16 protein-coding genes and 1 pseudogene are annotated in these 17,455 nt (G+C 68.4%); 13 read left to right on the forward strand and 4 right to left on the reverse strand.

Translation table 11 applies throughout. The features are described from left to right. Positions 1-23: 23 nt before the first annotated feature. The 3 genes from UAA55_RS28990 to UAA55_RS29000 form a co-directional block, all read right to left on the reverse strand. The gene (locus UAA55_RS28990; RefSeq protein WP_322957187.1) at positions 24-329 is read right to left on the reverse strand and encodes a hypothetical protein; all 306 of its coding nucleotides are present in this window, start codon (positions 327-329) and stop codon (positions 24-26) included. Positions 330-462: 133 nt separating this feature from the next. Next, entirely contained in the window at positions 463-795 is a 333-nt protein-coding gene (locus tag UAA55_RS28995; RefSeq protein ID WP_322957188.1) for a hypothetical protein, read from the reverse strand. Between the two features lie 8 nt (positions 796-803). Beyond that, positions 804-2,198 carry a hypothetical protein gene (locus UAA55_RS29000; RefSeq protein ID WP_322957189.1) on the reverse strand — a complete coding sequence of 465 codons (1,395 nt, stop codon included), beginning with the start codon at positions 2,196-2,198 and terminating at the stop codon, positions 804-806. A 263-nt stretch (positions 2,199-2,461) separates the two neighbouring features. Here UAA55_RS29000 and UAA55_RS29005 point away from each other — a divergent pair, with 263 nt between their 5' ends. Beyond that, a complete protein-coding gene (locus UAA55_RS29005; protein ID WP_322957190.1) occupies positions 2,462-5,476 on the forward strand; it encodes an ATP-dependent DNA helicase in 3,015 nt (1,004 codons plus the stop codon). Here the strand turns inward: UAA55_RS29005 and UAA55_RS29010 are convergent. Further along, on the reverse strand, positions 5,449-5,664 hold the full coding sequence (locus UAA55_RS29010; protein ID WP_322957191.1) for a hypothetical protein: 216 nt from the start codon (positions 5,662-5,664) through the stop codon (positions 5,449-5,451). The genes UAA55_RS29005 and UAA55_RS29010 overlap by 28 nt on opposite strands. 276 nt (positions 5,665-5,940) lie before the next feature. On the opposite strand from UAA55_RS29010, the gene UAA55_RS29015 reads away from it, so the two are divergent. The 12 genes and pseudogenes from UAA55_RS29015 (at position 5,941) to UAA55_RS29070 (ending at position 17,327) form a co-directional block, all read left to right on the forward strand. Continuing rightward, a complete protein-coding gene (locus UAA55_RS29015) occupies positions 5,941-6,300 on the forward strand; it encodes a DUF952 domain-containing protein (protein ID WP_322957192.1) in 360 nt (119 codons plus the stop codon). After that, positions 6,300-7,366, forward strand: a pseudogene (locus tag UAA55_RS29020) (quinone-dependent dihydroorotate dehydrogenase). The gene UAA55_RS29015 and the pseudogene UAA55_RS29020 overlap by 1 nt, the downstream one beginning before the upstream one ends. Positions 7,367-7,447: 81 nt before the next feature. Then, positions 7,448-8,674, forward strand: a complete 1,227-nt coding sequence (locus UAA55_RS29025) for an EAL domain-containing protein (protein WP_322957193.1) — start codon at positions 7,448-7,450, stop codon at positions 8,672-8,674. Positions 8,675-8,692: 18 nt separating this feature from the next. Beyond that, positions 8,693-9,580 (forward strand): TIGR01459 family HAD-type hydrolase, encoded by an 888-nt coding sequence (locus tag UAA55_RS29030; RefSeq protein WP_322957195.1) that lies wholly within the window; start codon positions 8,693-8,695, stop codon positions 9,578-9,580. Between the two features lie 157 nt (positions 9,581-9,737). After that, a complete protein-coding gene (locus UAA55_RS29035) occupies positions 9,738-10,892 on the forward strand; it encodes a head GIN domain-containing protein (RefSeq protein ID WP_322957197.1) in 1,155 nt (384 codons plus the stop codon). Positions 10,893-11,058: 166 nt separating this feature from the next. Continuing rightward, complete coding sequence (locus UAA55_RS29040) at positions 11,059-12,825, forward strand: sensor histidine kinase (protein ID WP_322957198.1); 1,767 nt, start codon at positions 11,059-11,061, stop codon at positions 12,823-12,825. Between the two features lie 54 nt (positions 12,826-12,879). Further along, positions 12,880-13,134: a hypothetical protein gene (locus UAA55_RS29045; RefSeq protein ID WP_322957200.1), complete on the forward strand. Its 255-nt coding sequence runs from the start codon at positions 12,880-12,882 to the stop codon at positions 13,132-13,134. Positions 13,135-13,219: 85 nt separating this feature from the next. Further along, entirely contained in the window at positions 13,220-15,103 is a 1,884-nt protein-coding gene (locus UAA55_RS29050) for an ABCB family ABC transporter ATP-binding protein/permease (RefSeq protein WP_322957202.1), read from the forward strand. Between the two features lie 48 nt (positions 15,104-15,151). Then, complete coding sequence (locus UAA55_RS29055; protein ID WP_322957204.1) at positions 15,152-15,442, forward strand: CopG family ribbon-helix-helix protein; 291 nt, start codon at positions 15,152-15,154, stop codon at positions 15,440-15,442. Next, the gene (locus UAA55_RS29060; protein WP_322957205.1) at positions 15,397-15,720 is read left to right on the forward strand and encodes a type II toxin-antitoxin system RelE/ParE family toxin; all 324 of its coding nucleotides are present in this window, start codon (positions 15,397-15,399) and stop codon (positions 15,718-15,720) included. The genes UAA55_RS29055 and UAA55_RS29060 overlap by 46 nt, the downstream gene beginning before the upstream one ends. Positions 15,721-15,816: 96 nt before the next feature. Continuing rightward, positions 15,817-16,830, forward strand: a complete 1,014-nt coding sequence (gene meaB / locus UAA55_RS29065) for a methylmalonyl Co-A mutase-associated GTPase MeaB (RefSeq protein WP_322957206.1) — start codon at positions 15,817-15,819, stop codon at positions 16,828-16,830. Between the two features lie 2 nt (positions 16,831-16,832). Then, on the forward strand, positions 16,833-17,327 hold the full coding sequence (locus UAA55_RS29070; protein ID WP_322957207.1) for a DUF6265 family protein: 495 nt from the start codon (positions 16,833-16,835) through the stop codon (positions 17,325-17,327). Positions 17,328-17,455: the final 128 nt, after the last annotated feature.

Genomic DNA, 17,455 nt, shown 5'->3' on the forward strand with positions numbered 1-17,455 from the left:
CACCCAAAGGCGCTCTTCGCATACTACGGCTTCGTTGCCCGTATCGCGTCCAGAGCGGCCTTCACAGCCGGCGTCTCACCGCCGATCACCTCAATTCTGAACCGGGCGAACGCACTTTCAAGGTCGCGGTACTGCCGCAAGGTGCCTTCATAGAAATAATAGTCTCCAGGTATATGGTCGAGCGGTGCCAGAATCCTTTCTGTCTTCGCGTCGGCGGTGATGCCCTCGACAGAACCAGCGAAGCACTTCACCTGCGGATCCATTGCGGCATAGTGGCGTGCCTCGTCTTCTAGTTCGAGGGCGAGCCGCTTGAAGCGCTCCAGATTCATTATCCTTCTCCCTCAGGATGTGGCTCGATAGGGACCAACGCCAGCCGTGCTTTCCCTACATCCGCATGACAATGACCTGCACTACCACCGCCACTTTCACCGTCGGATTCACTCCTTCCTCAGAGAGCGTCGCCTATTGTCCCGATTTTGATTGCTGAGCTTTAATTTCGGCTATCCTTTGTAGCGTAGCCTGCCTAGCCGGGGTTTCTCCTCCGGTTATTTGGAATTTAAACTCTGCAAATGCCTCTTCCAGGTCTTTGTACTGCCTCAGATTGCCTTCGAAAAAATACCAAGAACCGGGTATGTCGCGACGATCAATGGGAGATTTAATGCCCCCGATCTTAGCGTTGAAAACCAGATCCTTAAGCCCTTCCAGCAATTCCGCCGCTTCAGAATCAGCCGCAGCGTATTGGCGTAGCAGAGCCTCCAGCTTGATAGCGGACTGCTGTATAAGCGTTTGATCCATTCTTCCCTCTAGAAACCAATGGTGCCGATCGGCACAGGGGCATCCCATAATCCGCGGTTAGGGACGATATATTGTGTGGCGCCACCCGACCGCTCCACCAACCCACCAAGCTCACTGGTTGGCGCGACCTTGCTAACAAACACCGCCGGCGGATCAACACCGACCTTTGGTGATATCTGATACACATCGTACACGGATGCTTCGCTACTTACCGGAAGCCCAAAATAGTCAGCAAGATTATTACCTGACGATGTCGCCTTATTCAAATTCTCCATAGTTGTGAAATACGGAGAATAGGGAGAAACGCCGGCTCCTTTTGGGACGATCTTTACTAATGGTGATGCCATATTGGTCATTTCCGGCAAACCGGAACCAGACTGTACCATGGATATGGCACGATCGCGGATCAACTTCACACTTGCTGTCGGATCCGCCCTCGAAAGTTCGCTCAGCAATCGGTTTCCTGGTTCCGTGTTCAGGAAGCTCTCCGCCTCTTCTTCACTTACACCTAGTGTTTTAAACGTGTCGCCCTTCTTGATCCGGTCCGCGTATCGCTCCCGTAAAGTCTTTAGGTCGGGCTTGGGCGCCTTCGGCGGCAACGGCGGGTCGGCCGGCGGGGGTGGCGGTTCCTCGACCACCGGGCGCTTGCCGCCCGACGCAGGCTTCACCTTGGCGATCAAGGCGATGATTGCGTTGATGGTCAAGATGGTGAGGCCGGCGGCGGTGCGCTTGGAGGCCTCGTCCAGATCATGCTGGGTCTTGGCGGTGGTGGCCAGGGCGATGCCGTGGCCCAGGTCGTTCAGGCCCTGGAACACCGACCAGCCCACCATGGCGTAGCCCACGCCCAGCAGGATGACGTCGATGGCCTCGCCATAGCCCGCCAGGTGACCGCCGGCCCACACCACCAGGAAGCCCGCCAGCCAATACAGCGTCTCGCGGGTGAACAGGCTTTTGGCCGCCTGCTGCATGTCGCGCGGCAGCAGGGGCACGCAGCGGCGCAGCGTGGCGACGACGCGGTCGGTCACCGACCATTGCGCGGGCTGGCCCGGCGGGTCCTCATCCCCCTGGTCGTGCCGGGGCGGGTCCACAGGCGGGGGCGACAAAGGCGCAACAGCGCGGGGGATGAGGAAGGCGCTGAGGCTGCCCATGGCCAGGTCGCGCATCGCCTGGTCGATGAGTTGCGTATCGCTGACGCGGAAGTCCACGCCCTGCACCACCCGGCGCAGGCGCAGGCGGCCAATGGCGTCCAGGCCATGCAGGTATTTGATGACACGGGCGTCCTGCCAAATGGGGCTGCAGGTCGGCCCGCCCAGGGCGTAGCGCCGCATGCCGGCGGGAATGGCGCGCGTGGGGCCGATCAGCAGTCGGCCCTCGGGAATCTCGGCATCCATCCAGTCGGCCATGGACAGGCCGGCCGCGCCGCCGCCGCTGATGAAACTGTCAGGCACCGTCCCTTCCCCTACGTTCAACCTGGGCCGCCACACGGCCCAGGGGGTGAATTAAGACGATCGCCTGCACGGGAAAGGGGCATATCCCAACAGGCCAGCCCCCGCGCAGCCCACCTGCGCGCGCCCAGAAAAGGCGCCGGCGCAGCCGTACCGCTTTTGTTCATGAAATGCCGCGAGTCGCCGTCTATACTCCGCCCCGCCCAACGCCGAAGCCCCCGATGACCGACCCGTTTCAACCACCCGCCGCCCCGAAGCCGCCGCCCAGCCTGGTGTCCGCCCCCACCGGGCCCCGGCGCCTGCTGGTGCCGGACGCGCCGGCCCTGGTGCCGGGTGCCCGCCAGGCGGTGTGGCTGAGCCCCGATGGCGAGGTGGAGATCATCGACAAGGCGGAGGCGGTGCGCCGCGTCCTCCGCCAGCCGCACCTGCTGTGCCATGCCCGCGCCACCGCCCGGCGCCTGGGCACTGACAAGCTGATCCAGGGCTATGACCTGCTGGAACTGTATGCCTTCGTGCGGCCCGCCACCTTCTGCCTGCCTACGCCGCGCGGCCTGGCGCAGGCGTTGGACCTGCCCCGACCGGCGGATGCGGAGGCCGAGGCCCTGACGCTGGTGCGCGCGGCCGAGGCCCTGCTGCGGGAACTGATGGGCCCGGTCGACGACCAGCGTTCCGACCCCGTCGGCCTGGCCTGGGCCATGGGTGCGGAAGGCGATGGCGGTGCCAGCGGTGGCGGCTGGCTGTGGTCGCCCCTGGTGCTGGCGGCCCTGGGCGCCCCGGCGGGACCGGAAAAGTCGCGCTGGCGCGGCGGCGCCATCCGCGCCTACCAGGTGTGGGCCGGCATGAAGGAATGGCAGGCGGACGCGCCGGAGCCGCCGCCCGGCCACCTGCCCGTCGAACCCGCCGAGGCCCGCCGCCGCCTGGCCGACCTGGTGATGAACGGCAGCCAGGCCGAACCCCGGCCGCAACAGTCGGACTACGCCAGCGCCGTCTCCACCGCCTTCACCCCCCGCGACGTGGAGGGGGAGCCCAACCTGGTGCTGGCGGAGGCCGGCACCGGCGTGGGCAAGACCCTGGGTTATCTGGCGCCGGCCACCGTGTGGGCGGAGAAGAACAAGGGCCCCGTCTGGATTTCCACCTATACCCGCCAGTTGCAGCACCAGATCGACAAGGAGATGGACCGCCTGCACCGCGACCCCGCCACCAAGGCGCGCAAGGTGGTGATCCGCAAGGGACGGGAAAACTATCTCTGCCTGCTGAACCTGGAGGAGGCGGCCGGCGTCGCCACCGCCAACCCGCAATACGCCGTGGCCATCGGCCTGATGGCGCGCTGGGCCGCCGCCACCCGCGATGGCGACATGCAGGGCGGCGACTTCCCCGGCTGGCTGGTGGACCTGCTGGGCAAGGGACGCACCCTGGCGCTGGCCGACCGGCGGGGCGAATGCGTCTACAGCGCCTGCAGCCACTACACCAAATGCTTCATCGAAAAGAGCGTGCGCCGGGCGCGGCGGGCCGACATCGTCATCGCCAACCACGCCCTGGTCATGATCCAGGCGGCCCTGGGCGGCGGGGACGACGCCTACATCCCTACCCGCTATGTCTTCGATGAGGGCCATCATGTCTTCGACGCCGCCGACAACGCCTTCGCCGGCCATCTGACGGGGTTCGAGACGGCGGAGCTGCGCCGCTGGCTGCTGGGGGCGGAAAGCGGTGGGCGCAGCCGGGCGCGCGGCCTGCGCCGCCGGGTGGAGGATCTGATCGGCGGCGACGACCACGCCAGCCGCCTGCTGGACGAGATCGCGCGCGCCGCCCGCCAGCTGCCGGGCGAGGCCTGGCCGCAGCGCGTGGGCGGCGGCGAGCCGGTGGGCCCAACGGAGGCCTTCCTGGCCCAGGTGCGCGCCCAGGTCTATGCCCGCGCCCACGGGCCGGACAACCCCTACAGCCTGGAGGTGGAGGTCCAGCCCCTGGTGGACGGGGTGCTGGAGGCGGCACAGGCGTTGTCCGCCGCCCTGGGTGAGCTGTCCGCCCCGCTGGAGGCCCTAGCCGACCGGCTGCGTGAGCGGCTGGACGACGAGTCGGATGAGCTGGAGAGCGACACCCGCCGGCGCATCGACGCCATTGCCCGCAGCCTGAAGCGACGCTCCGCCAACGAGATCGGCGGCTGGCGCCAGATGCTGGCGGCCTTGGCGGAAGAGACACCCAGCCGCTACGTCGACTGGTTCGGGGTGGAGCGCCAGGACGGCCGCGACCTGGACGTGGGCATGTACCGCCACTGGGTGGACCCCACCTGGCCGCTGGCCCAGATCCTGGGGGCCCAGGCCCACGGCCTGGTCATGACCTCCGCCACCCTCACGGACGGCACCGGTGATGTGGAGGCGGATTGGCAGGCGGCCCACGCCCGCACCGGCGCCATCCACCTGCCCCGTCCCGCCCTGCGCGCCCAGGTGCCGTCCCCCTTCGACTACGCCAGCCAGACGCGGGTGCTGATCGTCAACGACGTGCGCAAGGACGATTTGGCCCAGGTGGCCGCCGCCTATCGCGAGCTGTTCCTGGCCTCAGGCGGTGGCGCCATCGGCCTGTTCACGGCGGTGCAGCGCCTGCGCGCCGTGCACGAGCGCATCGGCGCGCCGCTGGAAGCCGCCGGCCTGCCGCTGCTGTCCCAGCACCTGGACGGGCTGGACGTGGCGACGCTGGTCGACATCTTTCGGGGGGAGGACAACGCCTGCCTGCTGGGCACCGACGCGGTGCGCGACGGCGTGGACGTGCCCGGCCGGTCCCTGCGCCTGATCGTCTTCGACCGCGTGCCCTGGCCGCGGCCGGACATCCTGCACAAGGCGCGGCGCGACTATTTCGACCGCACCGCCCGGCGGCGGCATTACGACGACATGATCACCCGGCTGCGCCTGCGCCAGGCCTTCGGACGGCTGGTGCGACGGGCCGACGACACCGGCGTGTTCGTGTTGCTGGACCCCATGATGCCCAGCCGGCTGAAGGGCGCCTTCCCCGGCGGGGTGGAGCCGCAGCGCGTGGGCCTGGCCGAGGCCGTGCGCATCACGCGCGACTTCCTGCATGCGCCGGGGCAGACGCCCGACATCGCCTTGCCGCCCCTGGCGGCGCCCGCCCTGCCCAAGTCCCCGTCCCCGCACGACGATCCGTGGGGGACGAGCCCTTCCATCTGCAGGGATTCGACCTGGATTGAAGCCCGTCAGCGTCAAGCCGACCTGAGCATGGACGTGTAGATGGCCCAGGCGGTGGCGACGCTGACGCCGCCGGCGCGGGCGCCAGCCGCCAACATCTCGGTCGTGGGCTTCAGGGGGGCGGGGGTGTGGGTCGCGGCCGGTGCCGCCACGGCGGTGCCGCCGCCCACCGTCAGGAAACCGGCCGTCAGGGTTTGGTCATCGCGGCGCGGCGCGTCCAGCAGGCTCATCGTTCCGTTCCCTCGATTGCAGTCGTGCGGGCACGGGACGCAAGACCGGTGCCATTGCGACCATCCCCTATCCCCTATGGGTAAATTCGGCGCTCCCTCTAAGAAATAGGCCGCTTTCCGTTTGCGTCCGGGTGGCGGTTACAAAATTTCAACGCCAGCGCATTGTCATTTTGCGACGAGACCTGCGGCATTCGTCCCAATTTGCAACTCCCGCATTTTCCCATCCTGCTGCACAGGGAAATGCACTAGGGTCGGCGCCAAGATGGGGGCAACAGCATGACTGACGTGATTTTCCATATGTGCCGCGCGGACGAATGGCTGGCGGCCCTGGCCAACGGCGTCTATCCGGGGTCTTCGCAAGACCAGGCCGATGGCTTCATCCATTTCTCCACCGCCAGCCAGATCGTGGAGAGCGCGGCCAAGCACCGAGCCGGCCAGACCGGCCTGCTGATCCTGACGGTGGACCCGGCCCCCTTGGGCGAGGCCCTGAAGTATGAGCCGTCACGCGGCGGACAGCTGTTCCCCCACCTGTATGGCGGTCTTCCGGTGAGCGCCGTCCTGCGCGCCGATCCGCTGCCGCTGGGCGGGGATGGCCGCCATGAGTTCCCACCGCATGTCCTTGAGGGAACGGTCTGATGAGCCTGGCCTATCGCCTCGCCCGCCCCATCCTGTTCGCCATGGACGCGGAACGGGCGCACGACCTGACGATCAACCTGCTGAAGGTCGGCGCCCTGCCCCCGCCCTGTTCGGCGCCGGCGACCCGGACGACCCGGCGCTGGGCCAGACCGCGTTCGGCCTGACCTTCCCCAATCCCGTGGGCCTGGGCGCCGGCTTCGACAAGAACGCCCGGGTGCCGGACGCCATGCTGGCCCTGGGCTTCGGCCTGGTGGAGGCCGGCACCGTCACCCCCCGGCCGCAGCCCGGCAACGCCAAGCCCCGGCTGTTCCGCGCCGTGGAGGTCGAGGGCGTCATCAACCGCTTCGGCTTCAACAATGAGGGGCTGGAGACCTTCGCCCGGCGGCTGGAAGATCGGCGCGGCCTGGGCCGCACCGGCATCGTCGGCGCCAACGTGGGCAAGAACAAGGACACGGTCGACGCGGCAAGCGACTACACCATCGGCATCCGCCGCCTGGCGCCCCTGGCCGACTACCTGGTGGTCAACGTCTCCTCCCCCAACACGCCGGGCCTGCGCTCGCTGCAGGGGCGCCAGGCGCTGACCGACCTGCTGGCCGCCTGCCTGGACGCGCGGGGGGGCCATCGCACGCCCCTGCTGCTGAAGGTGGCCCCAGACCTGACCGAGGATGACAAGGTGGACGTGGCGGAGGTGGCGCTGGCCAGCGGCATCGACGGCCTGATCGTGTCCAACACCACGCTGGATCGGCCGGACGGCCTAACCCCCGCCCACCGCGCAGAGACCGGCGGCCTCAGCGGCCAGCCGCTGTTCCACAAGTCGACGGCCGTGTTGCGCGACTTCTACCGCCTGACGGGCGGCAAGCTGCCCCTGGTGGGCGTGGGTGGCATCGGGTCCGGTGCCCAGGCCTATGCCAAGATTCGCGCCGGGGCCAGCCTGGTGCAGGTCTATTCCGCCTTGGTCTACCAGGGCCCCGGCCTGGTCGCTGCCATCAAGCGCGACCTGGCCGACCTGCTGCGCCGCGACGGTTTCACCAACGTGGCCCAGGCGGTAGGGGCGGATCACAAGTAACGTACAAGGTTCCAGCAAATGCCAGGCCCGCAAGCGCGGGCCCCGGAGTGAGTACCGAAGGGCGGAACGAGGGACCTGAACATGCACGTGCTACGCCACATCATTTTCGCCGCCTGCTATGTTGCCGTGGCGGTGGCCGTGGCCTTGGCCCTGCCGCTGGCCGGCGTGGGCGTCGACCGGTCCTATGGCCTGCTGCTGGGCCTGGTGGTCTTCGTCTTCGGCGGCCTGCTGCATGAGTTCTATGCCCGCATGGAGCAGGCGGAGCGGATGGAGCACCGGCTGGACCGCCTGCTGGACCGGCAGCGCGACGTGCTGGCCGCCCTGGACCGGCTGATGCGGCCCGGCACCGAGGCCGGCGGCGCGGTCGCCGCCGTGGTCAGCGACGCCCGCATGCTGCGCACCCTGGCCGATCAGATGCCGACAGGGCCCGCCACCGAGCCCGCCCCGCAGGCGCCAGCGCTGCAAGTGGCCCCGGCGGCGGCCCAAGCGCCCCGCCCGCCGGCACCCGCCCTGGGCTCCGCCTATGGTCCCCTGCCTGGTGAGGCGCCAACGGCGGAGGATGACGGCCCGGTGATGAACGGCATCCGCGAGGCACTGCGGTCGGGCCGGGTGGACATCTTCCTGCAGCCCATCGTCAGCCTGCCGCAACGCAAGCACCGCTTTTATGAAGTGTTCTCCCGCATTCGGCTGGAGGACGGCAGCTATCTGACGCCCGACCGCTACCTGGGCGTGGCGGCGCGCCACAACCTGATGGCGCCCATCGACAACCTGCTGCTGTTCCGTTGCGTCCAGCTGCTGCGCGAGACGGAGAAGCGCCACCAGAACGTGGGCTTCTTCTGCAACATCTCCGCCGCCACGCTGAACGACGGCACCTTCATGCGGGAATTCGTCCAGTTCATGGGGCAGCATCCCAATCTGGTGCAGAAGATCATCTTCGAACTCAGCCAGGCCGACCTGATGCAGGGCGGCGTCTTCGCCACCGGCTTCCTGGACGGGCTGCGCAGCCTCGGCTTCCGCTTCTCCATGGACCAGGTCGACCGCTTCGATGTCGACTGGGACCAGTTGGCGGCGCACGAGATCCGCTTCGTCAAGCTGGACGCCGCCCGCCTGCTGGACCCCGACGGCCGCTTCGCCAACCCCGACAAGGTGACGCTGCTGAAACGCCAGTTGGACCGCAACAACATCGACCTGATCGTGGAAAAGATCGAAACCGACCAGCAGTTGCTGGACCTCCTGGATCTGTTCATCGATTTCGGCCAGGGCTACCTGTTCGGCGAACCGCGCATGGCCCGCCGCCTGCCATCCTGAGAGTAGACTGTCCCTTCCATGACCCTTTCAATTCCCCTGTACACCGGCCTGTCGCAGCTGGCGGACCGCTACGACGGATTCATCCTGGATTTGTGGGGGGTCGTGCATGACGGCATCGCCCCCTATCCCGGCGTGCCCGAATGCCTGAAGACGCTGCGCACCCAAGGCAAGCGCGTCTGCCTGCTGTCCAACGCGCCGCGCCGGGTGGACGCGGCCGCCGCCCGGCTGACCGAGATGGGGCTGACGCCCGACCATTACGACGCGCTGCTGACCTCGGGCGAGGCGACGCACGACGCCCTGCGCGATCCACCGGATGCCTGGCACCGGGCCCTGGGGCCGAAGCTGCTGCACATCGGCCCCGACCGCGACGCCGGCGTCTACCTGGATCTGGGCGACCGCGTGAAGGTCGACCGGCCCGAGGAGGCCGACTTCGTCCTGAACACCGGCATTGTCGATTTCAGCGAATCGCTGGCGGATTACGAGCCCATCCTGGCCGCCTGCGCCGCGCTGAAGCTGCCCATGGTCTGCGCCAACCCGGACTTGGTGGTGCATGTCGGACCGCAGCTGGTGATCTGCGCCGGGGAGCTGGCGCGGCGATATGAGGAGCTGGGCGGCGACGTGCGGCAGCACGGCAAGCCCTACCCCGGCGTCTACGCCCGCTGCCTCGACCTGCTGGGCGGCATGGCGCCCGAGCGCATCCTGGCGGTGGGCGACAGCCTGCGCACCGACATGGCCGGCGCCAATGCCGCCGGCATCGACGGCCTGCTGATCGCCGGCGGCATCCACCGCGAGGAACTGGGCGTGGCCGACCCGCTGGCCGACCTGCCCAACCTGAACCGGCTGGCGGAGATCGCGGCCCAGGCCGGCCTGAAGGTGAGCGCCGTCATGAACCGGCTGGGTTGGTGAACCCCGCCCGAGGTAGATCGCCAGGGACCCGTCACGGCCCCTGGCGGTCGTGTAACAGGCGGGTTAAAAGTGTAACGGTTAGGCAAACGCTGCGGACAGGCGGGAACAAGTGGCCAATAGTCGGGGGAATTCTACGATGTCGCGCAGGGTGCGCCCCATGGAAAACAGTGTCGCCTCCCCCCGTCCCCGCCTGACACCCGGCATACCCGCCGGCGGCGTCATCGCCGCCCTGGTGGCCGTCGGCTCGCTGGGCTTCATGCTGCTCGGCAGCCATGGCCACGGCCCGTCGCATTCGGTCAAGGTGGTGAAGATGGACGGCGGCATCCCGCCTATTCCCCCCATCCCGCCGATTCCGCCCATCCCGCCGATATCACCCGCGTCGCCCGCGCCGGCGACCGCCCCCATCAGCCGGGCCGACGCCGACCAGATCCGTCGCGATGTGGAAGAGGCGATGCGCGGCCTGGACGTCGAGTTGATCAAGCGCGAGGCGCGCGCCGCGGCCGAGGCCGCCCGTGCCGCCGCCCGTGACGCCCGCGCCCTGAGCGACAGCAGCCAGGAATTCCCGGCGCAACAGGTGGTGAACCTGTCCAACCTGTCGGGCAACACCATCATCCGCCCCTCCAGCAGCGCCACCACCATCGGCATTTCCGCCAGCGGCGGCGCCGTGCGCGCGGCGGCCGAGGACGGCGCGCTGCAGGTGTCGGGCAGCGGCCGGTCGACCGAGGTGACCATCACCGTCCCGTCCCATACCAAGCTGGTCGCCGCCGGCCTGTCCGGTGAGCTGACGGTGGATGGCGAGCTGGACGGCGACGTGGTGCTGGACGTGCGCAGGGCCGATGTCACGCTGAAGAAGGTCAAGTCGCTGCAGGCCAACATCACCGAAAACGGAACGGTCAGCGTGGAGCAAGTGGCCGAGTCGCTGAAGTTCATTGTCACCGGACACGGTAATCTGGCGGTCAGCAAGGCCGCGGACGTGGAAATCCGGCTTATGGGCCAGGCCGATGTTTCTTTGGGCACGGTGGACAAGTCCCTGCGGCTGGCCGTCTACGGCAATGGCGACATCTCCGCCGACCGGGTGGACGGCGTGATCGAGACGGTCATCAACGGCAAGGCCGACGTCCACATCAACGACGGCAAGGCCGAGTCCCTGAAGGTGGCCGTCCTGGGCCAGGGCGACTTCACCTTCGACGGCACCGCCAAGGACCCCAACCTGTTCATGGGCGGCAGCGGCACCATCACGGTGGCCAAGCACACCGGCACGCCGCGCATCGGCAAATCGGGCAGCGGCGAGGTCGTGCTGGGCGGCGAGTGAGCGCCCGTCGCCTTCCATAGCTTCATTCTCCCGCCAGCCGGCCCTTCCACCGATTGCGTGGAACCGGCGCCCGTGCCTACAGTACCCCCATTGGTTAAGCCCGGCCGACGGGAACCTCACCTTTCGAGGGGGCGTTCCAGACCGGTGAAAAGGACGGGGACGCGGGGTGCGGTTGGGGGCGGCGACACGGATTTGCCTGGGCTACGCCCTGTTGGGCGGGTTGTGGGTCCTGGGGTCCGACATTGCGTTGGACGTGACGCTGGGGCCCGTCCACGCGGCCTGGGTGGGGCCGGCCAAGGGCGTCGGCTTCGTCCTGGTCACGGCCCTGCTGCTGCACCGTGTGCTGCTGCGCGCCCTGGCCGCCGATGCCCGCAAGACCCGGGATTTGGCCATCAGCGAAGCGCGCTACAGCGCGCTGGCCGACATGGCGCCCGTGGGCATCTTCCACGTCGATTCCGCCGGCCAGATCACCTACCGCAATCCCCGCCTGCGCGAGATAACCGGCATGCCGGCGGAACTGGATCCCGGCGGCAGCTGGGAATGGTGGCTGATCCATTCCGAGGATCACAAGCGGGCGCAATCCCGCTGGATGACCGCCACCCAGCTGGGCGAGCGCTACGCCGAGGAATTCCGCATCCGCCGCCCCGATGGACGCGTCGTCTGGGTCTTGTGCGAGGCCGTGCCCGTGACGGCGCGCGAGGGTGAGCGGCTGGGCTACGTCGGCATGGCCATCGACCTGACGGCCCAGCATCTGGCGGCCGAGGCCATACGCCAGGAAAAGGAACGGTACGAACTCGCCACCGATGGCTCGGCCGTCGGCATCTGGGACTGGCACCTGGGCGATGACAGCCTGCACCTGTCCGGCCAGGCCCTGACCCTGGTGCACCTGCCCCCGGGCCATCATCGCATCCGGCGTGTCCTGGGCATGATCCCCAAGGCGGAGCGGGCGCGGGCCTTCCGGCAAATTCGCGACCAGCTGCGCCTGCGCCTGCCTTTCGACCTGGAACTGCCCATGGTCTGCGCCGACGGGGTCGGCCGCTGGTTCCATGTCCGCGGCCAGGGCGTCTGGCCGGCGGTGGCGCCGGACGACGAATGCGACGCCCGGCGGCCGTCGCGCCTGCTGGGCTCGCTCATGGACATCACCGTGCGCAAGGAGACGGACGGCCAGCTGGCCCGAGCCCGCCACGACGCCGAAATGGCCAGCCGCAGCAAGACCGCCTTCCTGGCCAGCATGAGCCATGAATTGCGCACCCCGCTGAACGCCATCATCGGCTTCAGCGAACTGATCACCCAGCAGACCTACGGCCCCGTGGGCGACGCGCGCTACGCCGACTATGCCGAGGACATCCGGGTCAGCGGCATGCACCTGCTGGAACTGGTGAACGACATCCTGGACGTCGCCCGCATGGAGGCCGGCCGGTTCGAGCTGGAGGACAAGGTGGTGGACATCGCGGCCGAGGTCGCGGTGGCGGTGCGCCAAATCCAGGCCGGCAACCTGCGGCGCGAGATCGAGATCACCGTGTCCCCGGGCGCCAACGGCCTACACGCCATGCTGGACCCCACGGCCCTGCGCCAGGTGCTGCTGAACCTGCTGGGCAACGCCGTGAAGTTCACGCCCGACGGCGGCCAGGTGACGGTGTCGGCCGACATCCGGCGCGAGGGGCTGGCCCTGTCGGTCACCGACACCGGCCCGGGCATCTCGCGCTACGTCCTGGAAAACCTGGGCACCCAGCCCTTCCTGCAGGCCGAGCCCTCGCTGCGCCGGCGCCATGGCGGCAGCGGCCTGGGCCTGTTCATCGTCCGCCGCCTGATGGAGCTGCACGGCGGCAGCCTGCTGGTGGAATGCCCGCCCGGCGGCGGCACCCGCGTCACCGTCATTTTCCCGCCCGACCGCCAGGTGCCGCCCGGCCCGGCGCTGGCGATGCCGCCGTGATCGGGGCATGATGGGGCCGACCCGGTTCCACGGCCCCGAGGGCGCGCCGATCCCATGTCCCCCTTCAAACGGCCCACAAAGCCCAAGACGCCCGCCGCCAAAACACCGGCGCCCCAGGAGGTGGACGTGCCGTCCAGCCTGGACGAGGTGCTGGCCGCCGGCGCACGGGACAGCCTGCGCCGCGATCAGGGCTACGCCCGCTTTCGCGCCCAGGCGGACAAGGCGGCCGCTGCCGCCGACAAGGGCGACGACCGCGCCTACCGCCTGTTGGCCGAGGCCATCCGCCAACTGCTGAACGACAGGCGGTGACGATCGTCGCTGCGCCACCACCTGGCCGGCGCTGACATGGCCGCCCCGCCCTACCCGATCCGCCCCGCCGCCCCATCTAGTGCTGATGACCCAGACATCCACCCATCCATCGCCCGCAGCACCCGAGCCCCGGCCCACCCGTCCGCAGATGGGGGAGGGCAAGGCGCTGGCCATGCTGCTGCCCTATGTCTGGCCCAAGGGCGAGTGGGGCACCCGCGGGCGGGTCATCGTCTCCATGCTGCTGCTGCTGGGCGCCAAGGCGGCCAGCGTCACCATCCCCGTCTTCTACAAGCACGCGGTGGACCAGCTGGGCGAGGGCATCAAGGCCCACGCCGCCGTGGTGCCGGTGCTGGCCATACTGTCCTATGGCTTGGCGCGCGTGCTGTCGCTGGCCTTCGGCGAACTGCGCGACAGCGTGTTCGAGCGGGTGGCCCAGCGCGCCATGCGCAAGGCGGCGCTGAGCGTCTTCCGCCACTTGCACGGCCTGTCGCTGCGCTTCCACCTGGAACGGCAGACCGGCGGCCTGTCCCGCTCCATCGAGCGGGGCACCAAGGCCATCGAGACCCTGCTGTCCACGGCCCTGTTCAACATCCTGCCCACGGTGCTGGAGATCCTGCTGGTCACCGGCATCCTGTGGCGCCTGTTCAACATCTGGTTCGCCCTGGTCACTTTCGTGGCCGTGGGCGGCTACATCGCCTTCACCGTCGTCATCAGCAACTGGCGCACCCGCATCCGCCGCCAGATGGTGGAGAGCGACACCAAGGCCAGCGCCCGCGCCATCGACACCCTGCTGAACTATGAGACGGTGAAGTACTTCGGCAATGAGGAGCATGAGGCCCAACGCTATGACCGCGCGCTGAAGGTCTATGAGCAGGCGGCGGTGCGCACGCAGACCTCGCTATCCGTCCTGAACGTGGGGCAGAGCTTCATCATCGCCGTGGGACTGGTGATCGTCATGTGGATGGCGGCCAGTGGCATCGAGGCCGGCACCCTGACCCTGGGCGATTTCGTCCTGGTGAACACCTACATGCTGCAGTTGTACCAGCCGCTGAACGTCTTCGGCTTCGTCTATCGCGGGGTGAAGGAAGCCCTGATCGACATGGAGAAGATGTTCGTGCTGCTGGCCGTGGACCGCGAGGTGGCTGATGCCCCCGGCGCCCAGCCGCTGGCCATCAGCGGTGGGGAGGTACGGTTCGAGGACGTGTCCTTCGGCTATGACCCGCGCCGGCCCATTCTGAAAGGCATCAGCTTCACCGTGCCCGCCGGCCGCACCGTGGCCATTGTGGGCCCGAGTGGTGCCGGCAAGTCCACCCTGTCGCGGCTGTTGTTTCGCTTCTATGACGCCAACGGCGGCCGCATCCTGATCGACAGGCAGGACATCACCCAGATCACCCAGGCCAGCCTGCGCGCCGCCATCGGCATCGTTCCGCAGGATACCGTGCTGTTCAACGACACCATCCGCTACAACATCGCCTACGGCCGAACCGAGGCGACGCATGCCCAAGTGGAACATGCGGCCGTGTTGGCCCACATCGATGGCTTCATCGCAGGATTGCCCGACGGCTGGGAAACCACGGTGGGCGAACGCGGGCTGAAGCTTTCGGGCGGCGAGAAGCAGCGCGTGGCCATCGCCCGCACCATCCTGAAGAACCCGCCCATCCTGATGTTCGACGAGGCCACCAGCGCCCTGGACACCCATACCGAGCGGGAAATCCAACGCAACCTGCGCGAGGTCAGCCGCGGGCGGACCACCCTGGTCATCGCCCATCGCCTGTCCACCGTGGTGGAGGCCGACGAAATCATCGTGCTGGAGGAGGGCCGCGTGCGCGAGCGCGGCCGCCATGCCGACCTGCTGGCCCTGGGCGGCGCCTATGCCGAATTGTGGGCGCGGCAACAGACGGCCGACCCGGTGAAGGAGGGCGGCGTGGCCGCCCCAAATGACGCCTCGACCGAGCCTGTTTTAGGGTGACGGGTGCGTGCTACAATGCACGCACCCTGTAACACATGAGGCGGTCCCATGACCGAAACGACCTTTACCTTCCGGGTGGATCAGACGCTGAAAGCCGCCTTCGCCGAAGCCGCTAAGTCCCATGATCGCACCGGTGCCCAACTGTTGCGCGACTACATGCGGGACTTCGTGCGGCAGCGGCAAGAGGCCGCCGATTACGATGCTTGGTTCCGAGCTGAGGTTCAGGCGGGTATCGATGAGGCTAATGCCGGTGACACGGTGTCGGCGGAAGAGGTGGAGGCGGAAGCGGAAGCATGGCGGGCCGAGGCCCGGCGCAAGCTGACCGGCCTCGCCTCGTGAAGCTGATTTGGACGCGTTCCGCGACCGTCAACCGGAAACAGATTCGGGAGTATATCGCCCAGGAAAACTTGGCCGCGCCTCTGACTTTGGACGATCTTTTCTCCAAAAGGGCCATTCTCTTGGCCAAGCATCATGGCGCCGGGCGGCCGGGCCGTGTCGCCGGAACCCGTGAATTGGTCATCCACCCCAATTACATCATGATCTATCAAGTGGCCGGCGACACTGTGCGGATACTTCGTCTGCTGCATGCCGCGCGCCAATGGCCACCAAGGCGATAGCCGCCTGATGGGCCGCTTTTGACATCGGCAATCGCCCGGCCCAAAATTCTGGGGTATGGACCACCGAAGGACCCTTTGCCTGAGGCCGGTTGCCCCATGAACGCCGAGACGCCCTTGCCGCCCGAGTCGCCGCCTGACCCCACCGGTCTGGCGGAACCGCTGCTGGCGGGGGACCGGCGGGCCCTGGCGCGGGCCATCACCCTGATCGAATCGACCCGCGCCGACCATCGCGCCCAGGCCGACGCCCTGCTGGCCCGGCTGCTGCCCCATGCCGGACGGTCGGTGCGGGTGGGCATCACCGGCGTGCCGGGCGTGGGCAAGTCCACCTTCATCGAGGCCTTCGGTCTGCACGTCATCGGCCGGGGGCATAAGGTGGCGGTGCTGGCCATCGACCCGTCCAGCCAGCGCACCGGCGGCTCCATCCTGGGCGACAAGACGCGCATGGAGCAGCTGTCGCGCGACCCGGCCGCCTTCATCCGCCCCTCACCCGCCGGCAGCACCCTGGGCGGCGTCGCCCGGCGCACGCGCGAGGCCATGCTGTTGTGCGAGGCCGCCGGCTTCGACGTCATCGTGGTGGAGACGGTGGGCGTGGGCCAGTCGGAGACGGCGGTGGCCGACATGGTCGACCTGTTCCTGCTGCTGCTGTTGCCCGCCGGCGGCGATGAGCTGCAGGGCCTGAAGAAGGGCATCGTGGAGCTGGCCGACCTGGTGGTGGTGAACAAGGCCGACGGCGACCTGGTGGCCCAGGCCCGCCACGCCGTGGCCGAATACCGCCACGCCCTGGCGCTGCTGCGGCCAGCCACGCCGGACTGGACCGTGCCGGTGCTGAGCTGTTCCGCCATCACGGGCACGGGCGTGGACGGGGTGTGGGACACCATAGGACGGTTCCGCGACGCTCAGGCCGCCAGCGGCCGGCTGGACGGCCGCCGGGCCGACCAGGCGCGCGCCTGGATGTGGAATGAAATCCGTGAAAACCTGCTGGCGGCCTTCACCAGTGATCCGGCCGTGCGCGCCCAGCTGGGCGGGGCCGAGTCGGCGGTCACGGCCGGTACCCAGACCCCAGCCATGGCGGCCCGGTCTCTGCTTGCCCGCTTCCGCCACGAGGAGTGACCATGCGCCCCATCGCCGCCATCCTGTTGGTGCCCCTGCTGGCGTCCGCCCCGGCCCGGGCGGAGACCTGCACGCTGGAGGCCCTGCACTGGCTGCAAGGCGCCTGGAGCAACACGGCCATCGACACCGCAGGCGAGGAGCGCTGGGTCCTGCTGCCCGGCGGCACCCTGGCCGGCAGCGCGTGGGAGACGGCCAAGGATGGCACGCCTCATTTCGTGGAGGCGCTGAGCCTGACGCCCTCCGATGGCAAGGTCACCCTGCGGTTGCGCCATTTCGATGGTACCCTGGCCCGCGCCTGGGAGGATAAGACGGCGCCCGTCACCTTCGTCGCCAGCCAGTGCAGCCTGGAGAGCGTGGTGTTCGACGGCGTCGGACCCCATGTCGGCGAGCGCATCACCTACGCCCGTACCAAGGACAGGCTGAGTTTCGTGGGGGAGTTCATCCACAAAGGCAAACCCCACCGCGTTGATCTGGAGATGTCCCGGACGGGGGATTGATGTGCGTGAATAGCCCCCGTCCGTCGCCCAAGAAAAAGCGGCACGGCATTGACTCCCGGTGCCCGAGTGGTCATCTGTACCGCCCCGTGGCCGCCGGCCCCTGTTCTAGTCTGATTCCCCGTCAGGCC

Origin of the sequence: Nitrospirillum guanabarense, from assembly GCF_034653355.1 — a bacterium.
Lineage (GTDB): Bacteria > Pseudomonadota > Alphaproteobacteria > Azospirillales > Azospirillaceae > Nitrospirillum.

Coding starts and splice junctions, on each gene's coding strand:
- UAA55_RS29050 (WP_322957202.1), top strand. CDS start 13,220: ATGACCCAGACATCCACCCATCCATCGCCCGCAGCACCCGAGCCCCGG.
- UAA55_RS28990 (WP_322957187.1), bottom strand. CDS start 329: ATGAATCTGGAGCGCTTCAAGCGGCTCGCCCTCGAACTAGAAGACGAG.
- UAA55_RS29000 (WP_322957189.1), bottom strand. CDS start 2,198: ATGGCCGACTGGATGGATGCCGAGATTCCCGAGGGCCGACTGCTGATC.
- UAA55_RS28995 (WP_322957188.1), bottom strand. CDS start 795: ATGGATCAAACGCTTATACAGCAGTCCGCTATCAAGCTGGAGGCTCTG.
- UAA55_RS29030 (WP_322957195.1), top strand. CDS start 8,693: ATGACCCTTTCAATTCCCCTGTACACCGGCCTGTCGCAGCTGGCGGAC.
- UAA55_RS29010 (WP_322957191.1), bottom strand. CDS start 5,664: ATGAGCCTGCTGGACGCGCCGCGCCGCGATGACCAAACCCTGACGGCC.
- UAA55_RS29005 (WP_322957190.1), top strand. CDS start 2,462: ATGACCGACCCGTTTCAACCACCCGCCGCCCCGAAGCCGCCGCCCAGC.
- meaB (WP_322957206.1), top strand. CDS start 15,817: ATGAACGCCGAGACGCCCTTGCCGCCCGAGTCGCCGCCTGACCCCACC.
- UAA55_RS29060 (WP_322957205.1), top strand. CDS start 15,397: ATGGCGGGCCGAGGCCCGGCGCAAGCTGACCGGCCTCGCCTCGTGAAG.
- UAA55_RS29070 (WP_322957207.1), top strand. CDS start 16,833: ATGCGCCCCATCGCCGCCATCCTGTTGGTGCCCCTGCTGGCGTCCGCC.
- UAA55_RS29015 (WP_322957192.1), top strand. CDS start 5,941: ATGACTGACGTGATTTTCCATATGTGCCGCGCGGACGAATGGCTGGCG.
- UAA55_RS29045 (WP_322957200.1), top strand. CDS start 12,880: ATGTCCCCCTTCAAACGGCCCACAAAGCCCAAGACGCCCGCCGCCAAA.
- UAA55_RS29055 (WP_322957204.1), top strand. CDS start 15,152: ATGACCGAAACGACCTTTACCTTCCGGGTGGATCAGACGCTGAAAGCC.
- UAA55_RS29035 (WP_322957197.1), top strand. CDS start 9,738: ATGGAAAACAGTGTCGCCTCCCCCCGTCCCCGCCTGACACCCGGCATA.
- UAA55_RS29025 (WP_322957193.1), top strand. CDS start 7,448: ATGCACGTGCTACGCCACATCATTTTCGCCGCCTGCTATGTTGCCGTG.